The 24,313-nt window shown below is 41.5% G+C and carries 26 protein-coding genes and 1 other annotated feature; of the genes, 23 read left to right on the forward strand and 3 right to left on the reverse strand.

From position 1 onward, the window contains the following. The first annotated feature begins 39 nt into the window (after positions 1-39). From HMPREF1210_RS01380 to pheA, 9 genes are all read left to right on the forward strand, one after another. The gene (locus HMPREF1210_RS01380; RefSeq protein ID WP_016426795.1) at positions 40-600 is read left to right on the forward strand and encodes a hypothetical protein; all 561 of its coding nucleotides are present in this window, start codon (positions 40-42) and stop codon (positions 598-600) included. Further along, positions 584-1,186, forward strand: a complete 603-nt coding sequence (locus HMPREF1210_RS01385; RefSeq protein WP_016426796.1) for a metalloprotease — start codon at positions 584-586, stop codon at positions 1,184-1,186. The genes HMPREF1210_RS01380 and HMPREF1210_RS01385 overlap by 17 nt, the downstream gene beginning before the upstream one ends. 39 nt (positions 1,187-1,225) lie before the next feature. Continuing rightward, positions 1,226-1,302: a sequence feature (ribosomal protein L21 leader region), on the forward strand. Positions 1,303-1,316: 14 nt separating this feature from the next. Next, positions 1,317-1,625, forward strand: a complete 309-nt coding sequence (gene rplU, locus HMPREF1210_RS01390; RefSeq protein ID WP_016426797.1) for a 50S ribosomal protein L21 — start codon at positions 1,317-1,319, stop codon at positions 1,623-1,625. A 12-nt stretch (positions 1,626-1,637) separates the two neighbouring features. Continuing rightward, positions 1,638-1,973, forward strand: a complete 336-nt coding sequence (locus HMPREF1210_RS01395; RefSeq protein WP_016426798.1) for a ribosomal-processing cysteine protease Prp — start codon at positions 1,638-1,640, stop codon at positions 1,971-1,973. Positions 1,974-1,988: 15 nt separating this feature from the next. Then, positions 1,989-2,279: a 50S ribosomal protein L27 gene (rpmA, locus tag HMPREF1210_RS01400; RefSeq protein ID WP_036659634.1), complete on the forward strand. Its 291-nt coding sequence runs from the start codon at positions 1,989-1,991 to the stop codon at positions 2,277-2,279. A 384-nt stretch (positions 2,280-2,663) separates the two neighbouring features. Next, the gene (locus tag HMPREF1210_RS01405; protein WP_016426800.1) at positions 2,664-3,194 is read left to right on the forward strand and encodes a Spo0B domain-containing protein; all 531 of its coding nucleotides are present in this window, start codon (positions 2,664-2,666) and stop codon (positions 3,192-3,194) included. 3 nt (positions 3,195-3,197) lie between these two features. Next, positions 3,198-4,487, forward strand: coding sequence for a GTPase ObgE (gene obgE, locus HMPREF1210_RS01410; protein WP_016426801.1), 1,290 nt, complete (start codon positions 3,198-3,200; stop codon positions 4,485-4,487). 17 nt (positions 4,488-4,504) lie between these two features. Continuing rightward, on the forward strand, positions 4,505-4,960 hold the full coding sequence (locus HMPREF1210_RS01415) for an ACT domain-containing protein (protein WP_016426802.1): 456 nt from the start codon (positions 4,505-4,507) through the stop codon (positions 4,958-4,960). 12 nt (positions 4,961-4,972) lie between these two features. After that, positions 4,973-5,845, forward strand: a complete 873-nt coding sequence (pheA, locus tag HMPREF1210_RS01420; protein WP_016426803.1) for a prephenate dehydratase — start codon at positions 4,973-4,975, stop codon at positions 5,843-5,845. 266 nt (positions 5,846-6,111) lie between these two features. Here pheA and HMPREF1210_RS01425 read toward each other — a convergent pair whose 3' ends face one another. Beyond that, positions 6,112-6,645, reverse strand: a complete 534-nt coding sequence (locus tag HMPREF1210_RS01425) for a transcription repressor NadR (RefSeq protein ID WP_016426804.1) — start codon at positions 6,643-6,645, stop codon at positions 6,112-6,114. A 122-nt stretch (positions 6,646-6,767) separates the two neighbouring features. Here HMPREF1210_RS01425 and safA point away from each other — a divergent pair, with 122 nt between their 5' ends. Together safA and HMPREF1210_RS01435 are read left to right on the forward strand one after the other, a co-directional pair. Further along, complete coding sequence (safA, locus tag HMPREF1210_RS18550; protein WP_036659284.1) at positions 6,768-7,793, forward strand: SafA/ExsA family spore coat assembly protein; 1,026 nt, start codon at positions 6,768-6,770, stop codon at positions 7,791-7,793. A gap of 39 nt (positions 7,794-7,832) precedes the next feature. Then, the gene (locus tag HMPREF1210_RS01435; protein WP_231391040.1) at positions 7,833-8,645 is read left to right on the forward strand and encodes a phosphotransferase; all 813 of its coding nucleotides are present in this window, start codon (positions 7,833-7,835) and stop codon (positions 8,643-8,645) included. Positions 8,646-8,711: 66 nt separating this feature from the next. On the opposite strand, the gene HMPREF1210_RS17895 is transcribed toward HMPREF1210_RS01435, so the two are convergent. After that, positions 8,712-8,885 (reverse strand): hypothetical protein, encoded by a 174-nt coding sequence (locus HMPREF1210_RS17895; protein ID WP_016426807.1) that lies wholly within the window; start codon positions 8,883-8,885, stop codon positions 8,712-8,714. A 203-nt stretch (positions 8,886-9,088) separates the two neighbouring features. On the opposite strand from HMPREF1210_RS17895, the gene ruvA reads away from it, so the two are divergent. The 6 genes from ruvA (at position 9,089) to HMPREF1210_RS01465 (ending at position 14,064) form a co-directional block, all read left to right on the forward strand. Further along, a complete protein-coding gene (gene ruvA, locus HMPREF1210_RS01440) occupies positions 9,089-9,709 on the forward strand; it encodes a Holliday junction branch migration protein RuvA (protein ID WP_016426808.1) in 621 nt (206 codons plus the stop codon). Between the two features lie 18 nt (positions 9,710-9,727). Continuing rightward, positions 9,728-10,729, forward strand: a complete 1,002-nt coding sequence (gene ruvB, locus HMPREF1210_RS01445) for a Holliday junction branch migration DNA helicase RuvB (RefSeq protein WP_016426809.1) — start codon at positions 9,728-9,730, stop codon at positions 10,727-10,729. A gap of 20 nt (positions 10,730-10,749) precedes the next feature. Beyond that, positions 10,750-11,808 carry a tRNA preQ1(34) S-adenosylmethionine ribosyltransferase-isomerase QueA gene (gene queA / locus HMPREF1210_RS01450; protein WP_016426810.1) on the forward strand — a complete coding sequence of 353 codons (1,059 nt, stop codon included), beginning with the start codon at positions 10,750-10,752 and terminating at the stop codon, positions 11,806-11,808. Continuing rightward, on the forward strand, positions 11,805-12,944 hold the full coding sequence (gene tgt, locus HMPREF1210_RS01455; protein ID WP_016426811.1) for a tRNA guanosine(34) transglycosylase Tgt: 1,140 nt from the start codon (positions 11,805-11,807) through the stop codon (positions 12,942-12,944). Before queA ends, tgt begins: the two co-directional genes overlap by 4 nt. Before the next feature lie 96 nt (positions 12,945-13,040). Then, on the forward strand, positions 13,041-13,313 hold the full coding sequence (gene yajC, locus HMPREF1210_RS01460; RefSeq protein ID WP_016426812.1) for a preprotein translocase subunit YajC: 273 nt from the start codon (positions 13,041-13,043) through the stop codon (positions 13,311-13,313). Positions 13,314-13,413: 100 nt separating this feature from the next. Next, complete coding sequence (locus HMPREF1210_RS01465; RefSeq protein WP_016426813.1) at positions 13,414-14,064, forward strand: DUF421 domain-containing protein; 651 nt, start codon at positions 13,414-13,416, stop codon at positions 14,062-14,064. On the opposite strand, the gene HMPREF1210_RS01470 is transcribed toward HMPREF1210_RS01465, so the two are convergent. Beyond that, entirely contained in the window at positions 14,048-15,553 is a 1,506-nt protein-coding gene (locus tag HMPREF1210_RS01470) for a polysaccharide biosynthesis protein (protein WP_016426814.1), read from the reverse strand. The genes HMPREF1210_RS01465 and HMPREF1210_RS01470 overlap by 17 nt on opposite strands. Positions 15,554-15,648: 95 nt before the next feature. Here HMPREF1210_RS01470 and HMPREF1210_RS01475 point away from each other — a divergent pair, with 95 nt between their 5' ends. The 6 genes from HMPREF1210_RS01475 to HMPREF1210_RS01500 all read left to right on the forward strand — a co-directional run bounded on the left by HMPREF1210_RS01475 (position 15,649) and on the right by HMPREF1210_RS01500 (position 24,311). Then, complete coding sequence (locus HMPREF1210_RS01475) at positions 15,649-15,999, forward strand: post-transcriptional regulator (RefSeq protein WP_036659635.1); 351 nt, start codon at positions 15,649-15,651, stop codon at positions 15,997-15,999. A 108-nt stretch (positions 16,000-16,107) separates the two neighbouring features. Then, positions 16,108-18,390 carry a protein translocase subunit SecDF gene (secDF, locus tag HMPREF1210_RS01480; protein WP_016426816.1) on the forward strand — a complete coding sequence of 761 codons (2,283 nt, stop codon included), beginning with the start codon at positions 16,108-16,110 and terminating at the stop codon, positions 18,388-18,390. Between the two features lie 114 nt (positions 18,391-18,504). Beyond that, positions 18,505-18,927: a lipopolysaccharide assembly LapA domain-containing protein gene (locus HMPREF1210_RS01485; protein ID WP_016426817.1), complete on the forward strand. Its 423-nt coding sequence runs from the start codon at positions 18,505-18,507 to the stop codon at positions 18,925-18,927. Positions 18,928-19,078: 151 nt separating this feature from the next. Continuing rightward, the gene (gene recJ / locus HMPREF1210_RS01490; RefSeq protein WP_016426818.1) at positions 19,079-21,433 is read left to right on the forward strand and encodes a single-stranded-DNA-specific exonuclease RecJ; all 2,355 of its coding nucleotides are present in this window, start codon (positions 19,079-19,081) and stop codon (positions 21,431-21,433) included. After that, positions 21,424-21,936, forward strand: coding sequence for an adenine phosphoribosyltransferase (locus tag HMPREF1210_RS01495; RefSeq protein ID WP_016426819.1), 513 nt, complete (start codon positions 21,424-21,426; stop codon positions 21,934-21,936). Before recJ ends, HMPREF1210_RS01495 begins: the two co-directional genes overlap by 10 nt. Before the next feature lie 179 nt (positions 21,937-22,115). Continuing rightward, positions 22,116-24,311: a bifunctional (p)ppGpp synthetase/guanosine-3',5'-bis(diphosphate) 3'-pyrophosphohydrolase gene (locus HMPREF1210_RS01500; RefSeq protein WP_016426820.1), complete on the forward strand. Its 2,196-nt coding sequence runs from the start codon at positions 22,116-22,118 to the stop codon at positions 24,309-24,311. Positions 24,312-24,313: the final 2 nt, after the last annotated feature.

Consider the following 24,313-nt stretch of genomic DNA (forward strand, 5'->3'; position numbering starts at 1 on the left):
CAAGCCCCGCATATACTACCCGAAAAGGGGGGCTGCGGCATGAAATTCACAAATAAATGGATCATCGCTTGCATAATTACCGTTGGCATCATCGCAACGATACAAATCCAGGAACGAAATGACCAAACTTCACAACTTCGCACTCTGTTCACGGAAGGGAAAGACCTACAAATGGTTCGCGAGTTCGTACTCGCTCAGTTTCCAACAAGCTCAACACCAGAACTCATCCCTGTGTCTGCACCCACAAAGGACCCTATGATACCGACGATGGCTTCGTATGAATCTATGCAACCATATGAAGAAGGCGTGCTTGTTTCCTATGATACCGCGATACAAGTGGTCGCCCGCGAAGATGGCATTATTCTGTTTACTGGGCACACCCGACATACTGGGAAAACGATGACCGTCCTGTATGATAACGGAGATACGGTGACGTATGGATTTGTGGAGAATTTTTCTAATTTACCTTATACCGCGGTTGCTGCCAATGACTTAATTGCAGAAGTAGAGCCTGGTTCCATGTTCGTGAAAGTTGAACGTGATGGAGAATTGCTTGAACCGACAGCGATTAAGGAATGGATGAATGATGTACTTCAATAAGATTCGCATGCATCCCATCATGATCCCCATCATTATCTACCTGATTGCGACTGCACAACTCGCACATTACAGCATCATTATCGGCTCATTACTCATTCATGAGCTAGGACATATTGCGGTAGCAAAATGGACGGGCCTTAAGATGACCAGTTGTACCATTCTTCCGTATGGGGGAGAAATAAAAATTAAGAACCTTCTTTTAGCTCCGACTCATCATCAGTGGCTCATTGCGATTGCTGGGCCACTTGCAACGGCTATTCTCTATTTAGTTGCGCAACCTTTCCAATTTCCTGGACAGGCTTTTTTTAATGAAGTCCAGTTGACTATACTAGCATTGAATTTAATTCCGATTTTGCCGCTGGACGGTGGACAAGCGCTGAAATCTATCTTGCCCAAACGTTATCACGAGATGCTATTAGCGTTGTCTATCAGTCTTTCAACACTTTTTATAGTAGTGACATTTGACCAACTCCATTTGGCATTGATTTTCACATTTATCGCATTACAAAATATTCGCTCATGGCAATATCGAAAATATGAGGAAGCATTCTATAAAATTGTGACGAAGCAGTTGACGCTGCCTTAGCATTATGGTAAAGTTTTAATGTTATTGTTTGTAGCACCCGTGCTACTACAACCGCTCTGAAGAGGTTAAAGTATCTGCAAAGATCACCTCATTTTAAGGCGAGTCTGAGTCTAAGAGGAGGTGCAGTAAAATGTACGCAATTATCGAAACTGGTGGTAAGCAAATCAAAGTTGAAAAAGGTCAAGAAATCTACATCGAAAAATTAGGTGTTGATGCTGAAGACGTTTTCACATTTGACAAAGTATTATTCGTAGGTGGAGACAACGTGAAAGTTGGAGTTCCTTTCGTTGAAGGAGCAACAGTAAAAGCTACAGTCGTGAAAAACGGCCGTGGTAAAAAAATCACAGTTTTCAAATACAAAGCGAAAAAGAACTACCGTAAAAAACAAGGTCATCGTCAACCTTACACAAAACTTGTGATTGATTCAATCAACCTATAAGATGTGTGAACGATGATAACTGTAACGATTGAAAAAGATCAATCCAATCACATTCATTCTTTTGAAATGAAAGGCCATGCAGAATTTGCCGAGCATGGAAAAGATTTAGTTTGTGCAGCTGCAACCGCTGTTTCTTTTGGAGCAGTCAATGCAATCGCTGAACTTACGAAAGTCCTTCCAGACGTGAAGCAAGGGCAAGACGGTGGGTTTCTCAAAGTCTCGTTTCCGCAAGATCTGGTTTCAACTGTGAATGATCAAGTGCAATTAATTGTACAAGCGATGATTGTTTCTTTACAAACGATTGAACAAGATTATGGACAATATATAAAAATAACCTTCAAAAAGTAGGGGGTGAAACAAATGATGTTAAGATTAGATCTTCAGTTTTTCGCATCGAAAAAAGGAGTAGGTTCGACTCGTAACGGACGTGACTCACAATCAAAACGCCTTGGCGCTAAACGTGCTGATGGTCAAATGGTTTCAGGTGGTTCAATTTTATACCGTCAACGCGGTACTAAAATTTATCCAGGTGAAAACGTAGGCCGTGGTGGAGATGACACACTTTTTGCGAAAGTTGACGGAGTTGTACGCTTTGAGCGTTATGGCCGCGACAAGAAAAAAGTTAGTGTATATCCTGTAGCTCAAGAAGCTTAATTCAAACAGCCAAAGGACTGCATAACTGCAGTCCTTTTTCTTTTTATCAAAAAGTGTTTACATTTGCATAGAAAACTCTAGATTAGAGGAACTCTATGTCTAGCTCCAAGCACATACCTGCACCTACGGGTCGGTCCCTCATGCGAAGGTAAGCGTTCGAATTGTTTACTCCTGCGGTTACTCGTCGCAGAGGAAACCTTGCTCCTGCGATTACTCGTCGCAGAGGAAACCTTGCTCCTGCGATTACTCGTCGCAAAGGAAACCTTCCTTTCAACGTCGGCGTCAAGTTAGACTTGTGCTTTGCGCTTTTCTTTTTTGCAACAAAATCGCTTTATTTCTTGGTATACTTAGGAATTGAGACTAGCATAATGGAGAGTGTGATGTATGACCGAAAAAACGTTTTCAATAAATGAGGCACTGCGATTTGCACGCCATGATTTTTTGAATCAGTTGCAACTAATCAAAATGAATATTGATCTTGCTCGACTGGAAGACGCAAAGGCGGCAATAGATCACTACTCTACAGAAGCTAAAGCGTTTTATGAACTTTCGAAAATGGATTTACCACGCACGACAGAGTGGCTTCAGACTGCCAATTGGCGTTTCCCTGGATTTCAAGTAAGCATTTCCAGTAACATCGAATCAGATTGCAACCTATTGTTGGATGAGCAAGTCCAAGATGTACTTGAACAAACAACAAAACTGTTACACGAACAATTAAATCCTTATACAGAACAACTATTGCACATTCATATAGTGTGTAACCCGACGACATTTAAACTGACGTTTGATGCGAACGGAGAATGGGAACCCATTCAACAAGAACTTTCAAAAGAATCGCAAGTTTCACTGACCCATGAATGCAAAACGACCAAGAATTGGCGTTTTCATATAGAAGAAAGCAAGGAGGGATAGTCAATGTTTGTCGATCACGTAAAGATATTCATTAAAGGCGGAGATGGCGGAGATGGTATGGTCGCGTTTCGTCGTGAAAAGTATGTACCAAATGGTGGTCCTGCAGGTGGAGATGGTGGCCGAGGAGGGAACGTAATCTTTGAAGTTGAAGAAGGATTACGTACGTTAATGGATTTCCGTTATAAACGTCATTTCAAAGCAGACCGTGGCGATCACGGACAAAGTAAAGGAATGCACGGACGCGGAGCGGAAGATTTAATCGTTAAAGTTCCACCTGGTACAGTCGTAATGGCTGAAGAAGGCGGACCGGTACTGGCTGATTTAGTTGAGCATGGTCAAAGAGCGGTTATTGCAAAAGGTGGACGTGGAGGGCGCGGGAACTGCCGTTTTGCAACACCTCAAAATCCAGCACCTGAGTTGTCTGAAAAAGGTGAACCAGGACAAGAAATTGAAGTGGTTTTAGAGCTTAAAGTATTGGCTGATGTAGGTTTGGTTGGATTCCCAAGCGTTGGGAAATCTACATTGCTGTCTGTGGTTTCAGCAGCGAAACCAAAAATTGCAGCGTATCATTTTACAACAATCGTTCCTAACCTTGGAATGGTTGAAACAACTGATGGTCGTAGCTTTGCGATGGCCGATTTGCCAGGTCTTATCGAAGGCGCAAGCCAAGGTGTAGGTCTTGGACATCAATTCCTTCGTCATATCGAACGTACACGCGTAATCGTTCACGTAATTGATATGTCTGGTATTGAAGGTCGCGATCCTTATGATGATTATGTGACGATTAATGAAGAGCTTCGTCAATATAACTTGCGTTTGACGGAACGTCCTCAATTGATTGTGGCGAACAAAATGGACATGCCTGATGCAGAAGAAAACTTGGCTGAATTCCGAAAGAAATTACCGGAAGATGTGAAGATTTTCCCGATTTCGGCACTTTCACGCAAAGGGTTGAATGAACTTTTATTCGCAGTTGCAGATTTACTTGAAGTAACTGAAGAATTCTTAATTCACGAAATGGCTGAAGAAGAATCAGATAAAACAGTTCTTTACAAACACCAATCTGAACGTGATGGCTTCGAAATTTCACGTGACGACGATGGAGCTTATGTATTAAGTGGTTCATCAATCGAACGCTTATTCAAGATGACCGACTTCTCTCGCGAAGACGCGATTCGTCGTTTCGCACGTCAACTTCGTGGTATGGGTGTTGATGAAGCATTGCGTGAACGTGGTGCGGAAAATGGTGATACAGTAAGACTCCTTGAATTCGAATTTGAATTCATCGAATAGAAAGTGAGGATGGACATATGAAAGACGTATCTGAACAACGGTTTTATTTAGTGCGTGAAGATGTGCTGACGGAAGCGATGCAAAAAACGCTTGATGCAAAGCAGTTATTGCAAAGTGGAGAAGTCGCATCGATATGGGACGCGGTGAAAAAAGTGGACCTGTCACGTAGCGCTTATTATAAATATCGGGATGCTGTCTTTCCATTCCATTCCATTGTACGGGAACGTATTTTAACGGTGTTTTTACAACTGGAAGATCGTAAAGGAACGCTTGCGACATTATTGAATACAGTGGCTGAAGCACAGTGTAACGTGTTGACAATCCATCAGACGATTCCCATTCAAGGTCGTGCCAATGTGACACTGTCACTTGATGTCACAGCCATGAATGTGCAATTGGATGATTTAATTCAACAATTGAAACGGCTGGATTTTGTCGAGTCAGCGGAAGTCATCAGTTCCGGCGCATCTTAAGGAGTGTCTTATATGTTAACTAAAGATTGGGAATCACGTGTTGCTTATTTAGGACCGGAAGCATCTTTTACACATTTAGCAGCAGGAACGGTCTTTGCAGGGGAATGGTTGATGCCGTATGCAACAATTCCAGAATGCATTGAAGCGGTGGCGAACGGGGAAGTTGAATTTGCCGTGGTACCACTGGAAAATGCACTGGAAGGTTCTGTGCCGTTAACAATTGATTATTTGTTTCACGATGTGGAACTGCATGTTTCGGCAGAAATTTTATCACCGATTGAGCAACATTTTATGGTACATCCTGAGCAAGTGGAGAATTGGCAAGATATCAAAATGGTCTATTCACATCCACATGCACTGGCCCAGTGCCATAAATATTTGTATTATCGATTTCGCGGAGTACCTCTGGAACAAACTACATCAACTGCAGCCGCAGCGAAATATGTAGCAGAGAATCCAGACCGGACGATTGCAGCAATCGGCAATGATTTTGCCGCAAAGAAATATGGACTGACCATTGTGGAACCAAATATCCATGATTTTCATTTTAATCATACACGGTTTTTTGTTCTTCAGAAGAAGAACATCCGTCTTGATAAAACGGGTCATGACAACTCACCCAAAACGACCCTTATGATTAAGTTGCCTGTAGACGACCGATCGGGTGCTTTGCATCAAGTATTGTCGGTATTCGCTTGGCGTCAGCTGAATTTAAGCAAAATTGAGTCTCGTCCATTAAAAACAGGGCTCGGTCATTATTTCTTTATTATGGATGTACTAGAAGATGAACAAGCTGTCATGATGCAAGGAGCGAAAGAAGAACTACGCGCTTTAGGGTGCGAAGTGAAATCTCTCGGTACATATTTTACATACAAAAAGGAATGACCGCGGATTGCGCAGTCATTCCTTTTTTGTTTTTGAGAACCATTAACCGAAAATGTACCCTCTTTGGAGCAACTTTCACTGGTTTGGAGAGCAACTAACCATTTTCCTCCTAATTGAGTTCCCATACCATTACGCAACAGAAGAATCACTCATTGTAGCTTGCGATCGTCTTGCCAAGAACCCAAAGCATCCGCGGAAAGGGAGCAGCATTTCCCCATTTTTATAAAAAAGGACGTCATTGTATATAGCGCAATGACGTCCTTCTCTTATTCCTCATCCGCCAAATATCCTTTTTTACGCATACCCTCAACTGCTGCTTCTAGGAATTCGCCTGAAGAGGCGGCAATCAAATGCAAATGAATGCCATCCGTCAGTTCGGATAAGTAACTGGCACTCGTTTCTTCCACGCGTGTCAAAAACAAATCGACTTCATGGCGGTTCGCCACCATGATGGATGCGGTCAGTTCACCATAAACAGGATGTTCGACAGTTACATTTTTTACAGTGACCCCTGCATCTACCAAGGTGTACAATTCGTCCCGCGCATCGGCAGGAGTATGCACACATGCGATTTGGCGTTCGAACGCATGGCTTACACTTAATTGCTTCATATATACATAACCTTGGCTCGTGGCCAAAATCGGTTCGTTGCGAGCTTTTAATAAAGTCATGTCCCCAACGATTACTTGGCGGCTGACGCCAGCTTGTTTAGCCAATTCCGTGCCTTTGATTGGCTCGGAAGCTTCTTTTAGCAAGTTGAGTAATTGATGACGTCTTTCTTCTCCTAATAATTTCTTCAAGATGATCCCGTCCTTTTCATGCATATCTATAGCACGTGTACTCATAGTTTATCATGTACAGCAATTATGTGACCAAATCAAAATGCGATTCATAGGATACATAGATGAAAGGGGGAATTATTTTGCACGTACATGTTGTGCAAAAAGGAGACACACTGTGGAAAATTGCTAAGCAATATGGTGTTTCTTTTGATGAAGTGAAACGTTTGAATGCCCATTTGGCAAATCCCGATTATATCGTCCCTGGCATGAAGATCTTCGTGCCGCAAAAGACGGCAAAAACGCAAGGAATGGCTGAACACCCGTTCACTAACGAAAGACCAGTGAAAAAAATGAAGGAGGAATACACAATGGAGCCAGCTCCCAAGCCGATTCCTCAACCTGCACCGCCAATCCATAAACCGACGATGAAACCAATGCCACAACCAATGCCACAACCAATGCCACAACCAATGCCACAACCGATGCCACAACCAATGCCACAACCAATGCCGCAGCCAATGCCACAACCAATTAATCAAAACATAGCAATGACACAAATGATGCCTCAATATATGGGCATTCCATATGGATGGATTCCAGTCCCTGACATGGACGTACATTTGCAAGTAAATTTACCACAGCATGCAGCTCCTGCACCTGCACCAAAACCGATGCCGATGCCTGCACCAAAACCGATGCCAATGCCTGCACCAAAACCGGTACCGAAAGCTCCGCCTAAGTCGTCACAAGGATGGCAATTACTTGATTCCAGTTCACTTGAAATGGAATCATCACTGCAAATGCCGACATTGCCACCTCAGTACCATCCTCAGCCGCCTTGTGGTTGTGGGGCACCGCCACCACCACCATGCGGATGTGGAGCACCGAAACCTTGTGGTTGTGGAAGACAGCATTACGGTCAACAACCAGGATATGGGCAAAATCCATACCCAACTCCTTATCCAACTCAAACCATGGGTGAAGAAATGGATAGCAATTATATGATGCCACAACAAATGATGCCTCAATATATGATGCCACAACAAATGATGCCTAACCAAATGATGCCTCAGCATATGTCTCCATTCATGGCATGCATGCCTTGTCATATGTGGCCCGCTCCACAAGGGCATATGGGTTATCCGAATCCCGTTCGCCACTATTAAAAAGTGGAACGAGGGCATTACGTTCAATTAAAGCCAAATGTGTGGAAATGGCAAATTGGACCCCATGCGTATTCATTAAAAAAATATGAATATGAATCAGATGCAAATAAGATTCGTTATATACATGAACAATTAACTAATGCGGGTGCGGATTTCATGGTTCCAATTGAGCCATATCCAGATGCATTCGTCATCCAGCAACCGTGGATTGAAAGTGGGAGAAAAGTTCAGTTCAATCAATTAGAAGATCGGAAAAAATCGCTTGAAGTGCTCCATAAACTGCACGCAACGCGAAAGCAGGTTGCGTGGCAGAAGTCGGGTCTCTTTCACGAGATTGATTTGAATCGGAAATGGGCCCATCGTTTGGAAAAATGGCAACAAGTTGAGCCCTTTCTTATTCAAAAACTCGGTTCTTCCAAAACCCAGAGAATTACGAAACTCGCCAACGATTCTTTAGCACAGCTCAAGCCGATCAAACGTGATAACGTAACTCTACTGCACGGAGATGTCGTTCATCATAATTTTGTGCGTGATAATAAGAACCGTATGTATATCATTGACTTTGACTTGGCCTGCATAGGACCTGCAGAGGTGGAACTTATTTTATGGGCTCACCGTGTCCTGCCGCATTTTGATTATGATTTACATGCACTTATAGAAGAACATCCATCTCTCATCAATGTAGATTGGAACTATTTATTATTTCCAAATGAATTGATGCGTGAGTGGTTGTATGCGACTACTTTGTCAGATCAACAATTGTTAGGTTTTTTGCCAAAGCTAAAGAAATTCACCAACCATGCGTTAAAAAGAATGCCGCAGCTATGGGAAGACTGTAGCCGCTTGACGTAAGACAACTGCAAAAATAGAACAACACCCGTGATGACTGACATCACGGGTGTTGTTTGTTAATGACAATTATTCTATTTCATTTTGTTGTTGTGCTTCTTCTACTTTTTTATTTTCTTCATGATTGCTGTGCTCCTGGTTATATTGCAATGCTTTGCGGTTCAGTTCATTCACTTCACCTTGTTCGTTTTGATGGTTTTGTTGATTATTCTGATGCGTAAAGGTATTATTATTTTTTCCCATAAGTAATGCCTCCAAGTTTAGTATTTTAAGATATTGAACATCTTTTCCCAACAATGTTCTAATTGAAACATTTTCAGTCGTAGATAAATTGCAACTTGCTAGAATACATGTTGTTCGAATCGGCGTTTATTCCTCGGTTTCTTCCTGCGAACATCCGTTTTATATGCTATAATCAGTACGTTGAATGTGAGGAGAGACTTTAAATGTACGATTACATAAAAGGCTTGGTTACACGTATTACACCGGAATATATGACACTGGAACGGCAATCAATAGGTTGGCAGATTTACACGCCAAATCCTTACGCATTCCGAGTATCATCAGAACCGCAACAAATTTTCACCCACTTGCATGTCCGAGAAGATACCCAATTGCTTTTTGGTTTTGTATCGCTTGATCAACGCGAGTTGTTCCGTAAGCTGATTCAAGTATCAGGCATCGGTCCAAAAGGGGCCTTGGCTATTTTGGCTAGTGGACAACCCTCTCAGGTTGTGCAAGCGATTGAACGTGAAGACGAGTCATTTTTAGTGAAATTCCCGGGTGTCGGCAAAAAAACGGCACGTCAAATGATTCTTGATTTAAAAGGAAAGCTTGGCGATTTATCAATCGACTTCGAAATGCCAAGCGGGGAAGATGAACTTCAATTATTCCCGGAAACGTCAGGCAAACACGAAATAGAAGAAGCATTCTTAGCCCTTGCGGCACTTGGTTACTCAGAACGTGAATTAACAAAAGTGCGTCCACAATTAGAGGCATTGCCCGAAGTACTTGATACGGAAGGCTATATGAAAAAAGCATTACAGTTGTTGTTGAAACTCAGCTAATGAAAGGAGGTCAACGTCATGCAAGAACGTGTGATTTCAAGCGGCGTCTCAGAATTCGATGAACGTTTTGAGCAATCGTTGCGTCCGCAGTATTTGTCTCAGTACATTGGACAAGATAAAGTAAAGAATAATTTAGACATTTTTGTGAAAGCAGCAAAAATGCGTGAAGAGAGCTTGGATCATGTACTTCTGTATGGACCTCCAGGGCTAGGAAAAACAACCTTAGCTGCCGTTATTGCAAACGAAATGAACGTCAATATCCGTATGACGAGTGGTCCTGCGATTGAAAGACCAGGAGATCTTGCGGCAATTGTTAGCTCACTGGAACCGGGTGACGTGTTGTTTATCGATGAAATCCATCGTCTGAATCGCTCAATTGAAGAAGTGTTATATCCCGCGATGGAGGACTTCTGTCTGGATATCGTCGTAGGAAAAGGACCATCAGCGAGGTCTGTCAGACTTGATTTGCCACCGTTTACTTTAATCGGTGCAACGACAAGAGCCGGTGCTTTATCGGCTCCCCTGCGAGATCGATTCGGCGTTCTGCTGAGACTTGATTACTATGACAACCAGGCGTTGACTGAAATTGTATCCCGTAGCGCAACATTGTTTGATGCGGAAATCGACCATCCATCTGCAGGTGAAATCGCCAGCCGCTCACGAGGTACTCCTCGTATTGCAAACCGTTTATTGAAGCGTGTACGCGATTTTGCCCAAGTCAGAGGAAATGGTACGATTTCGATTGAAACTGCTCAGGAGGCACTCGAACTGTTGCAAGTAGATGCACTTGGTCTTGACCATATTGACCACAAATTGATTTTGGGCATGATTGAACGTTTTCGTGGTGGCCCTGTTGGTCTCGACACCATCGCTGCAAGTATCGGTGAAGAATCGACAACTATAGAAGATGTCTATGAACCGTACCTTTTGCAAATCGGCTTCTTACAACGTACCCCTCGAGGGCGTGTGGTAACGAAACTCGCGTATGACCATTTTAACCTCCCATATTTTGAGGAATAAAGATTAAAGGAAGTATAATCATGCAAGTAGAAGATTTTGATTTTTATTTACCAGAAGAATTAATTGCACAGACGCCGCTTGCCGACCGAACATCGAGCAAGCTTTTAGTTTTAGATAAAGACAGTGGGGAAGTTACCCATCATACATTCAAACATATCGTAGATGAATTTCAGGCTGGAGATTGCCTAGTCCTAAATGATACACGCGTTCTTCCTGCACGACTGATGGGTGTAAAAGAAGAGACCGGTGCTAACATTGAACTTCTACTGTTGAAACAGACGGAAGAAGATGTGTGGGAGTCACTTGTTAAGCCTGCAAAACGTGTTAAAATTGGCACGGTCGTGTCATTTGGTGAAGGTTTGTTGCGTGCAGAATGTGTCGGAGAAGCCAACCACGGTGGACGTCTGTTTAAATTTACTTACGACGGCATTTTTTATGAAATTCTCGATCAGCTCGGAGATATGCCGTTGCCGCCATACATCCGCGAAAAACTTGATGATAAAGACCGTTATCAAACAGTTTTCGCAAAAGAAAGAGGTTCAGCAGCTGCTCCCACAGCCGGACTTCATTTTACGGACGACTTATTAAATGAAATTCGTGCAAAAGGCGTGGAAGTAGTGTTCATCACACTTCATGTTGGTCTTGGAACGTTCAGACCTGTCAGTGTCGATTCGATAGACGACCATGAAATGCACTCGGAATTTTATCGATTGTCACAAGAAACAGCAGATACAATTAACCGTGTGAAAACGTCAGGCGGTCGCATCATTTCTGTCGGTACTACTTCTACACGTACGCTTGAAACGGTAGCCAATAAATTTAATGGCCAATTGCAGGAAGATAACGGATGGACATCGATTTTCATTTTCCCAGGCTATGAATTTAAGTGCATTGACGGCTTGATTACAAATTTCCATTTACCGAAATCTACGCTTGTGATGTTGGTCAGTGCACTGACATCACGAGATAAAATTCTGAATGCTTATAAGCAGGCAGTAAACCATCAATACCGATTTTTCAGTTTTGGCGACGCGATGTTTATTCGCCCGTCCGCAAATCAGAAAGGAGTTCGTGCATGACAGCGATTCGATACGAACTAATTAAAACATGTAAACAAACAGGAGCGCGTTTAGGTATTGTTCATACACCTCATGGCTCATTTGAAACACCGACATTTATGCCAGTCGGTACACAAGCGACAGTTAAAACAATGTCTCCTGAAGAATTGAAAACGATGGAAGCCGGCATCATTTTGAGTAATACGTACCATTTATGGTTACGTCCAGGCCACGAAATTATTAAAGAAGCAGGCGGACTGCATAAATTCATGAACTGGGACCGTGCGATTTTAACGGATTCCGGTGGTTTCCAAGTCTTCAGTTTAAGCGAGTTCCGTAAAATTGAAGAAGAAGGCGTTCATTTCCGTAATCATATGAACGGTGATAAGCTCTTCTTAAGTCCTGAAAAAGCGATGGAAATACAAAACGCATTAGGCTCCGATATTATGATGGCATTCGATGAGTGCCCACCATTCCCTGCGACACGTGAATATATGAAATCAAGTGTAGAACGAACTTCTCGATGGGCTGAACGTTGTCTGAACGCACACGCGCGTCCTGAAGACCAAGGATTATTCGGGATTATCCAAGGTGGGGAATATGAAGATCTTCGCCGTCAAAGTGCCGCTGACCTTGTTTCAATGGATTTCCCGGGCTACGCAATTGGTGGATTGTCTGTAGGGGAGCCGAAAGACATCATGAATCGTGTGCTTGAATTCACGACACCATTCATGCCTTCTGATAAACCAAGGTACTTAATGGGCGTCGGTTCACCGGATTCTCTAATCGACGGAGCCATTCGCGGTGTTGATATGTTTGACTGTGTGTTGCCAACGCGTATTGCTCGTAATGGTACATTGATGACAAGTAACGGCCGTTTAGTTGCCAAAGGGGCTAAATATGCCCGTGATTTCGGACCAATCGATGAAAACTGTGATTGTTACGTATGTAAAAACTACTCTCGTGCTTATATCCGCCATTTAATCAAAGCGGAAGAAACGTTTGGGATTCGTTTGACTTCCTATCACAACTTGCATTTCTTGATGAATTTGATGAAACAAGTTCGTCAGGCAATTCGTGAAGATCGTCTTGGAGATTTCCGTGAGGAGTTCTTCGAACAGTACGGATACAACAAACCGAATGCAAAAAATTTCTGATTCTTGTATACTTAATGTAAAGGTTGTTTAAAAAGTTTGTATTTCAATGCTTCTTTTTGGACATGCGCTTATATAGAGAAAGGGGGAAATAATATAATGGATCAATTAATGGCCTTAGCGCCTATAATTTTGATGTTCGTAGTGATGTGGTTTTTCATCATCCGTCCAGCACAAAAACGTCAAAAAACAACAGCTTCTATGCAATCTAGTTTAAAACGTGGGGATCGTATCGTAACAGTGGGTGGCCTTCACGCGTTGGTAGATGCAGTGGATGATGCAACTGTATTTGTTACAGTAGCAGACGGCACTCGTCTTCAGTTCGAACGTGCGGCTATCGCTCGCATCTTGGACGCTTCTCCAGCACTATAAAATGTAAAAAATCAAAACCTGTTCTCCTTTAAAGGAAAACAGGTTTTTTTGTATATTGCTTCGTTTTTTCTCTCATACTCAATAGAAAAAGGGGATGCGTATGAGTGATTTATTCGTTGTAGCATGGAGAACCATTTTTCTCTACATGCTAATATTGTTTATTTTCAGAATCATGGGTAAGCGGGAAGTCGGCGAATTAAGCTTGATGGACTTAGTCATTTTCGTCATGATTGCAGATGTTGCTTCATTTGCAATCGATAACCCGCGACGCAGTTTGTTTGAATCCATTCTGCCCATGATTCTTTTACTTTTGATTCAAATCGGAGCATCTTATTGGTCATTGAAAAGCAAGAAAATCCGTGATTTGATTGATGGAGATCCTTCGGTCATTATACGTAACGGCGAAATCATTGAATCAGAAATGCGCAAACACCGCTACAACTTGGATGACTTATTCCAGCAGCTTCGTGAACAGCAGATTGGATCGATTCAAGATGTGTCTTATGCATTTTTGGAGCCCTCTGGAAACTTATCTGTCTTCAAAAATGATGGCGATCATCCAGTGTTGCCACTTATCGTCGATGGAGATATACAGGAAAACCATCTCGACCTGATCCAGCAGGATAAAGAATGGTTGCTCGATGAATTACAAAAAATCCATATTCATGATCCCAGAACCGTATTCTATTGTAGTTATGAACGGGAAAAATTATATGTGCAAATGAGAGAGCGATTTAAGTCTTCTTTATAAGCTTACGAAGGAGACGGACATCTGAGATCTGAAGCTGACCAAATACAAGCAATCCGAGGAATATCAATGCTGCCGTCACCATGCTATCAGCCAACCAAGGCATTTCACCTAAAGGCCAGATGACTGGACGAAGAATCGTGACAATGATAAACAGCAGGTAGGGAAGTGCGAAAAACGTGAAGCCAATGCCGGCTTCTTTTTTTTGTCTGAGTGTTGCCATATGTAAGAATGACGTTAAACAAACACCGAAACCGATGGCTAAAATCGCACCTTTTTCTTCCACACCAGGTTGGGAAGCCAATACAAACATGACAAATAATTTTCCTAGTCCACCGTAAATTGAATTCATCATAGCAGCTTTTGCTTCATGCATCGCTTGTAGGATGGCATGGAGCGGACTCTGGATGTAATAGAAAAAGAATACAGGTGCAAGTAGAGCCATGTACCCTTTTCCTTCTGTTACATGGAAGAGCACGCGGACGATGTGTTCACCGTGCAAGTAAAAAATAGTTGCAGCAAAACATCCGGTAATGGCTGACACCCGCATGGCTAGTGATACACGCTCCTGTAGCATCGACCGGTTGGAGCGTGCTCTCGCGTCACTGACAGCAGGGACCAACACAATGGACAAGGCGTATGGAATAAACGCAGGGAATAACAGCAACGGGATAAAGACTGCCGAGATCATACCGTATAAATTGGTTGCGGCCACCGCCCCGACTCCTGCGACTGAAAGTGCCTTAATAAAAACAATCGGTTCCAAAAACCATGTGAAAGATCCGAACAATCGACTGCCTGCAGAAGGCAATGCTATCTGTAAAATAGGTGAAGAGGGATAATTAATTTTATTTTCTTTTATTGTTTTTACTCGCTTGTATTTCCACCACAAGTATAGGAACGAAACGAGTTCCGCAATCAGAGCCATTGTCATTGCTGCCGCCGCAGTTGATGCCGGACTTGATTGATTGACCACATATGGCAATAGCCATGTGACAAGTCCAATGCGGAAGAATTGCTCAATCAAAGACGACCAGGCAGTTTCCTCTACTTTGGCGAGTCCTTGGAAATAACCTTTGAGTACACCTGAAAAAGCGGCAATCGGAATCGTCAATAAGCCGATAATAAGAGTTTGGCTCATAGCTGCATTTTCCATCAAGTTCGTTGCAACAAATGGAACCGTAAAATATAAGAGTGGTCCGAAAAGAATGATGGAAACCCAAGTTAATTTCCACACTTTGCGCATGAGTGCCTGTATCTCGGCATGTTTTTTCCCTGCATACAACTCAGCGGTAATTTTGGCAACAGCGATTGGCAAACCGAGCTGGATTAACGATAAGAAAAAAATAAACGCTGGGTAAGCTGCTGAATATATACCAACTGCTTCCTCACCTGCGATTCGCACAAACTGAATGCGAAAAACAAAGCCAAACAATTTCGATAAAAAAACAGCGCCCATTAATACCATCGTTCCACGTAAAAATGTCGACAATTATGCCACTTCCTTCTCAAGTCAAAGAAATTCGTATACAATATTCGTATGCGAAAATAACGATGCTTAAAACCGAAGAAGAGGGAAGTGTTTCAATGAGTGTTAAGTATGAAGAATTATTTGAACTTGTGCGACCCGCATTGGAAAGTAAAGTTGCCGAATTTCGGGTGTATAATTACAACTCTGTCACGGAAGTGGATGTCTGGAATTATTGTATTAATAAAAAATGGCGAAAACGTGACATTCAAGAAATGCGAGTATCTGAATTGGTAAATGATATATTGGAAACTTCGCCCGCACAGTACATGACACATACTCAAATTGAAGACTTCAGAACTTCAAATTGGTTCTCGGAACTCAATCAAGGAGATCTTCAGGAACTATTGAAACCGAATGTTAAAGCATCAAAGTCGAGCATTGTTATAGCTAAATCGTCAGAATTTTAAGGACATTTGACACGTGGCGTAACGTGTTTCATAATAATCATGTTGCGCTTTTTTTCGAGAGTGGTGATTTTAGATCGCCATTTGACAAGTTGAGGAGGAAGTTTACATATGAAAACCAGAGGCCGAATAATCGCATTTTTATTACTCATCGTAGTATTTGCGGCTTCCATCAGTACAACCGCTCAATCGGTTGTCAGCAATATTAAACTAGGATTAGATTTACAGGGTGGTTTTGAAGTTCTCTATCAAGTTAAACCATTGGAGAACGAGAAAGACCAGAAAATCACTGAAGAAGTGCTTGCTGATACCGCGGAAGCTCTGTTAAACCGTATAAATGTTTTAGGAGTCAGTGAGCCGGTCATTCAAGTTGAAGGCGAAGATCGTATTCGTGTACAACTTGCGGGGGTTGAAGATCAAGAATCCGCTCGTGAATTGTTATCGACACAGGCGAATTTAACTTTCCGTGATGTTGAAGACAATTTAATGTTGGACGGTTCTGATTTAAAAGAAGGTGGAGCAAAAGCGACATTTGATGATAAAAATCGTCCGATGGTCACACTGGAACTAAAAGATCCTACTAAATTTGCAGAAGTGACTCAAGAAATCAGTCAAAAACCAGTTGGTCAAAACTTATTGGTAATCTGGTTGGACTTTGAAGAAGGAAAGGATTCTTTCGCTAAAGAAATGTCGAAAGAAAATCCTAAATTTGTTTCAAGTCCTACTGTGAGTGAACGAATCAATTCAAATAATGTTCAAATCAGTGGTTCATTTACAGTTGAAGAGACAAAAAGTTTAGCAGGCGTATTAAATGCAGGTGCATTGCCGGTTAAATTGGTAGAAAAATATTCAACTTCAGTTGGAGCCCAGTTCGGTGAAAAAGCCCTGACATCTACGATTTTTGCTGGAGTAGTAGGGACTATATTAGTTGCTTTATTTATGCTTCTTTATTACCGTCTTCCAGGTTTGGTTGCAGTAATAACATTAGCGGTGTTTGTTTATTTAAATTTATTGGTCTTTGAACTGATCAATGGAGTTTTAACCTTGCCAGGTATCGCAGCGATTATTCTGGGAATCGGTATAGCAGTAGATGCAAACATCATCACAGCTGAACGAATAAAAGAAGAAATACGTATTGGTAGGTCTATTAATGCAGCATTTAAAAACGGTGCAAAAGATTCGTTTTCTGCTATTTTTGACTCCCATATCACTTCTTTATTAGCCTCTGCCGTATTGTTCTATTTTGGGACAAGTTCTGTTAAAGGCTTTGCGATTACATTGATCATCAGTATTTTAGTTAGTTTCATTACCGCTGTATGGGGATCACGAATACTTTTAGGCTTACTTGTAAATAGTGGATTCTTCGATGGCAAGCCTTGGTTATTTGGGGTCAAAAAATCAACGATTCATCATGCTGATGAAAATTATAGTGCTTTGGATTTGCCAACAAAATTTGATCGATTTGATTTTGTTAAATCACGTAAAAAATTCTTTACGGCGTCCCTTGCTTTCCTTGCAATTGGGATGATATTACTTGGGATTTTCCGCTTGAACTTAGGTATTGATTTCTCAAGTGGTACACGAGTTGAAATCCTATCTGAAGATTCTTTGACAAAAGAGGAATTAATCACTTATTTGGAGTCGATTGATCATCCTTCTGAAGATATTGTCATTTCAGGTGATAAAAAAGAAATTGGCGTTATTCGATATAATGAAGATTTCTCCCAGAAAGAAATCAATAAATTGAAAGCGACAATCAGTGATGAATATGGTGCTGAACCAAACATCAGCACGGTATCTCCGACTGTCGGAAAAGAACTTGCAAAAAATGCAGTTAAAGCCTTAATTTTCGCTTCTATTGGGATTATCATTTACACAGCATTCCGATTTGAATGGAAAATGGGGATATCAGCAATATTAACTCTTTTATACGATGCATTCTTCATGGTAGCGGTATTCAGTATTTTCCGCTTGGAAGTGGATGTTACCTTTATTGCGGCAATCTTAACGATTGTAGGTTACTCGATTAATGATACAATCGTTACATTTGACCGTATTCGTGAAAACATGAAACGCTCGAAGAAAATCGAGACAGAAGAAGAACTTGCAACGATTGTTAACAAGTCACTTCGCCAGACACTTGGACGATCCGTTAACACGGTTTTAACGGTTGTCATGGTTGTAGTCGCATTATTGCTATTCGGTGCAGAATCCATTCGTAATTTCTCACTGGCTTTATTAATCGGTTTAATTTCCGGTACGTATTCTTCAATCTTCATCGCTGCACAGCTTTGGTTCGTGTTCAAAAAACGCGAATTGAAAAAACGTGGAACAATTGATGTTGAAGAAGATGAGAACAAGAAAAAATGGGGTTCTGACGAGCCTGTCGTATAACAAGCACGTAAAGTTTATAAATAATGAGGAACAGGGTATAGATAACTATGCTCTGTTCCTTTTTTTTGTGTATTATGGAACAACCAATATTTTGAATACTGAGGAGGGAACTGGATGAAATTTCAATGGTCTTTATTATTTGCACTTATTTTTGCAGTGGTTGTTGCCATTTTTGCAGTCGTCAATGTGGATACGGTACCGGTCAATTACGTCTTCGGCACCGCCCAATGGCCACTCATTTTAGTTATTTTAGGGTCAGCCTTATTAGGAGCACTTGTGAGTGGATCTGTCGCCATTTACCGTTCATTCGTATTTCAGCGTCGAGTGAAGCAGCTGGAGAAAGATAATACAGTAAAAGAATCACTGATTGCGGCACAGCAAAATGAAATCTCGGCTTTAAACAAAAATTTACCTGTTCGTTACCAGGATGCACATTTGGCTAATGAAGATACCAATAGCGAAACTAAAGTACACCCACCGATTAGCGAACGCGATATTAAAAATGCTACAAAAGCAGATGTACGTTCTACTAGTTAAGTTGAATGAAGCGCTCATTATGAGTGCTTTTTTTGTTGTTGCCAACTAGTTAGAGGTTTAGTTGGAACATCATATTTAAACGTAAGATAGTTGAAGAATTACAGAGCTGACGAGATACGTTATAATGGTATTTATGAGGAAGTGACTAAAGATGATTGAATCAAAAAAGAGATGGCGTATGGAAAGACCAGATGACCAAATCGTTCAACATTTAAAAGAAGCATTGAATTTACCGACTGTATCTGCGAAACTTCTAGCGTCTCGCGGATTTTCTGATGTCAACAAAACGAAAGCGTTTTTACATATGGACGAATCATCCATGCATGATCCGTTTTTATTGCACGATATGGATAAAGCAGTGGAGCGTATTAAAAAAGCAATTGCCGATGAGGAAATGATTTTGGTATACGGCGATTACGATGCAGATGGTGTGACGAGTACTTCTGTCATGATGACTGCGCTCCAACAACTGAATGCCAATGTAATGTTTGCCATTCCCAATCGATTTGTTGATGGCTATGGTCCGAGTGAACGATTATTTAAAGAAGCATTTGAAGATGGTGTGAGTCTCATCATTACGGTAGATAACGGAATTTCTGGCATCAATGAAATTCAATTAGCCAAGGAATTAGGTATGGACGTTATTGTAACCGATCACCATGAAGCAGGTGAGATTCTACCACCTGCTGATGCCATTATTCATCCAAGACATCCGCTGGGAAGTTATCCTTTTGGAGAATTAGCGGGTGTCGGTGTAGCCTTTAAAGTGGCACATGCTTTACTCGGTGAAGTGCCGAAAGAACTGTTGGAACTTGTTGCGATCGGGACAATAGCCGACCTGGTTTCTTTGCATGATGAAAATCGATACTTTGTACAAGCAGGCATTAAACAATTGCGGATGTCAAAAAGACCGGCAATCAAGGCATTGTCTCAGATTGCAGGCACTGAACAAAATCAAATCAACGAAGAGACGATTGGCTTTATGTTCGGTCCACGCATAAATGCATTAGGTCGATTGGCGGATGCAGGTCCAGGTGTCGATATGTTTTTGACAACAGATTCTGTGGAAGCGGCATCGCTTGCGAAAGTATTGGACATGCATAATAAAGAACGACAGGGCATAGTCAGCCAAATGACCGAAGAAGCCATCGCGATGGTGGAATCAGGTGATATTGGAAAAAATCCATTGGTGATTGTCGTGGCGAAAGAAGGCTGGAATCCTGGAGTAGTTGGAATTGTTGCGTCCCGCTTGGTTGAAAAGTATTACCGCCCAACAATCGTTCTTGGTCTCGATTCAGAAAAGGGAATTGCTAAAGGTTCCGCACGAAGTATTGAGGGTTTCCACTTATATAATGAACTTGCTAAAAATCGTGATATTTTGCCTCATTTTGGAGGACATCCAATGGCAGCAGGTATGACCCTGCCAATAGAAAAAGTTACGGATTTGCGTACTAGATTGCTAGAGCAAGCCGAGCAGTCATTAACAGAAGAAGATTTACTACCTGTTCAACAGATCGATATTTCCATCAACCTCGAAGAAATTGATTTGTCGACAATTGAGTCACTGAAACAACTGGGACCCTTCGGTATGGATTTTCCAAAGCCGATGTACTGTATTGAAAACGTCAATATTTCGTCCATGAGAAAAATAGGCGCGAATCAAAATCATGTGAAAATGGAGCTCGCTGATGGTCCACTGACGCTCGATGCTGTTGGCTTCAGCAAAGGCCATCTGGCAGATGAAATGACGCCAGGAGTCGCTGTGTCATTTATTGGTGACTTGCAAATCAATGAGTGGAACGGTCGCAAGAAACCGCAATTCATGATTGAAGATGCGAAAACGGATGAATGGCAACTATATGACATACGTGGGATTCGACAAGTAAATAGATGGCATCAGATGATTCAGCCTGACAATACCTTGTATCTTGCGTTCCATCAATCAACAGTTCATCATTTTCAATCGTTATTGAATGCTGATATTAAGTTGATTTCCAAAGCACAATCTTTACCGGACGCGAAACCATATATCGTTTTGCTTGATATTCCGGAACAGGAAGAAGTATTGGAAACTGTTTTGACACATGTACAACCGAAACGGATTTATGCTCATTTTTATGCTCCAGAATCCACTTATTTTGAAGGAATGCCTAGCCGCGATCACTTTAAATGGTATTATGGATTTTTGGCTAAACGTCCTTCATTCGATTTGCAACAACACGCGAAAGATCTTGCCAAACATAAAGGATGGAGCGAAAGTACATTATTTTTCATGACAGAGGTGTTTTTTGACCTTGGTTTTGTTAAAATAAACAGTGGACGAATTGACCTGCAGGAAACAGTGAATAAACGCGACCTTGCAGAGTCGACGATATATCAAATGCGCGAGAAAAAAATGCAGCTTGAACAAAAGCTTTTATATGCGCCATATATGGAATTAAGACAATGGTTTGATGCCCGCTTAGCCGAGCAGACCGTTCCTGAGGAGGAGCAAGTATGGATTTAAAGCAATATGTAACAATAGTGGAAGATTGGCCGAAACCAGGTATCCGTTTTAAAGATATTTCAACAATCATGGACAATGGTGAAGCTTACAAATATGCAACTGATCAAATCGTCGAATATGCGAAAGAAAAGAACATAGATATGATAGTTGGTCCTGAAGCACGTGGATTTATTATCGGTTGTCCGGTCGCTTATGCGATGGGTAAAGGGTTTGCTCCTGTTCGTAAAGAAGGGAAATTACCTCGTGAAGTAATTCGTGCGGAATATGACCTTGAGTATGGAACGAACGTCCTGACGATGCATAAAGATGCGATTAAACCGGGTCAACGTGTCATGATTTGTGACGACTTGCTTGCAACGGGTGGAACGGTCGAAGCAACAATCACACTCATTGAACAAATGGGTGGAGTGGTTGCGGGATGTGCATTCCTAATTGAGTTAACTTACCTCGATGGACGCGAAAAATTAAAGGGCTACGACATTTGCACTTTGATGCAATATTAAGGTTGAAAGAAGATGAACTAATCAAGTTCATCTTTTTTTTATTAAAAAGTATGTTGATTTTTTGAATGACCATATAATAAAAGACAATATCTTGTAGCATTTAGGGTGCAAGAAGTGTTTATCTAATATACAATAGTCTTTACATATATTCGAAAGTGAATGGAGTCTAGTGATTCGACATGGCGAAAGACCAAATATTTACAGCTGAAGAAGTGTTCGCACTTGTCGCTACGTACATGAATGACAAAAACGTGCAATTTGTCAAAAAGTCGTATGAAATGGCGGAGCATGCTCATCGAGAACAGTTCAGAAAATCAGGAGAGCCTTATATTATTCATCCGATTCAAGTGGCGGGGATATTGGCGGAACTTCAAATGGATCCTGCAACAGTAGCTGCAGGTTTTTTACATGATGTCGTAGAAGATACGGATATCCATAGAGATGACATCGTTCGCGAATTCAGTGAAGAAGTGGCGATGTTGGTGGAAGGTGTCACCAAGTTAAGTAAAATTAAATTCATGTCGAAAGAAGAACAGCAAGCGGAAAATCACCGCAAAATGTTCGTGGCGATGGCACAGGACATTCGTGTCATTTTAATTAAATTGGCTGATCGATTGCACAATATGCGCACATTGAAATTCCAACCTGTTGAAAAGCAAAGGCTTAAAGCAAGTGAAACGCTGGAAATTTTCGCTCCCCTGGCACACCGACTTGGGATTTCCACGATCAAATGGGAACTTGAAGACATTTCGTTGCGCTATTTAAATCCCCAGCAATACTACCGCATCGTGAATTTGATGAAACGAAAACGCAATGAGCGTGAAGACTACTTGAATAATGTGATGGTCGATATTAAAAGTGAGCTTGAAGACGTTGAAATCGAAGCGGATTTATATGGCCGACCAAAACATATTTACAGTATTTATAAAAAAATGGTCCTGCAAAACAAGCAGTTTAACGAAATCTATGATTTGCTTGCCGTACGAATAACAGTCGAAAGTATTAAAGACTGTTACGCAGTTCTAGGAATTATCCATACACTTTGGAAGCCGATGCCTGGACGTTTCAAAGATTATATTGCCATGCCAAAACAAAATTTGTATCAGTCACTCCATACAACGGTCGTTGGTCCTCAAGGAGATCCTTTGGAAGTACAAATCCGGACAGCAGAGATGCATCGCATCGCTGAATACGGGGTTGCTGCACATTGGGCATACAAAGAAGGCAAAACAGTGGAGTCTTCTAATAAATCGGTTGATTCGAAGCTCACATGGTTCAGGGAAATTTTGGAGTACCAAAATGAGTCCTCGAATGCAGAAGAATTTATGGAATCTCTTAAATTCGATTTATTCTCGGATATGGTTTATGTATTTTCTCCAAAAGGGGATGTAATGGAGCTTCCTGCAGGTTCGGTTCCCATTGATTTTGCTTTTCGCGTGCATTCCGAAATCGGTAACAAGACCATCGGTGCAAAAGTAAACGGAAAAATGGTGCCACTTGATACGAAGCTGCAAACAGGTGATATCGTAGAGATATTAACTTCCAAGCAATCATTTGGACCTAGTCGAGATTGGCTGAAAATCGCCCAATCCTCACAAGCCAAAAATAAAATAAAGCAGTTCTTCAAAAAACAAGTTCGTGATGACAATGTCCATAAAGGGCATGAAATGATTGAAAAAGAAATAAAAGCACAAGAGTTTGATATTAAAGAAGTATTAACGAATGAAAATATCAAACGCGTATGTGAAAAGTTCAATTTCACGAGCGAAGAAGATATGTATGCAGCAGTAGGATTTAACGGCATTACTGCACAGCAGGTAGTAAACCGTCTGGCAGAGAAAATGCGTAAGATACGTGATCAGGAAGAAGCTTTAGAGAAAATCACTAAAGAAATGCACACGCCAACTATTCGAAAAGCAACCGAATCAGGTGTTATTGTCAAAGGAATCGACAACTTGCTTATCCGCTTATCCCGTTGCTGTAGTCCGGTTCCGGGTGATGAAATCGTCGGTTTTATTACAAAAGGCCGCGGGGTTTCAGTTCATCGAGACGATTGCCCGAATGTGCAGGATGCAACAGGGAATGAACGTATAATTGACGTTGAGTGGGGACAGCCAACGACGGCGACGCGTAAGGAATATCAAGTCGATATTGAAATTTCCGCTTTCGATCGTCCTGGTTTATTGAACGAAGTGATGCAAGTGGTGAATGAAGCGAAAACTAATATTTCAGCAGTCAGTGGTAAAGCAGATCGCGATAAGATAGCTACCATCAATATGACCATCATGATTACAAATATTGCACATTTACACAAAATTGTTGAACGAATTAAACAAATTCCAGATATTCATTCCGTACAACGAATGACGAATTGAGG

Source organism: Paenisporosarcina sp. HGH0030 (genome assembly GCF_000411295.1).
In the GTDB taxonomy this organism is placed as follows: Bacteria; Bacillota; Bacilli; order Bacillales_A; family Planococcaceae; genus Paenisporosarcina.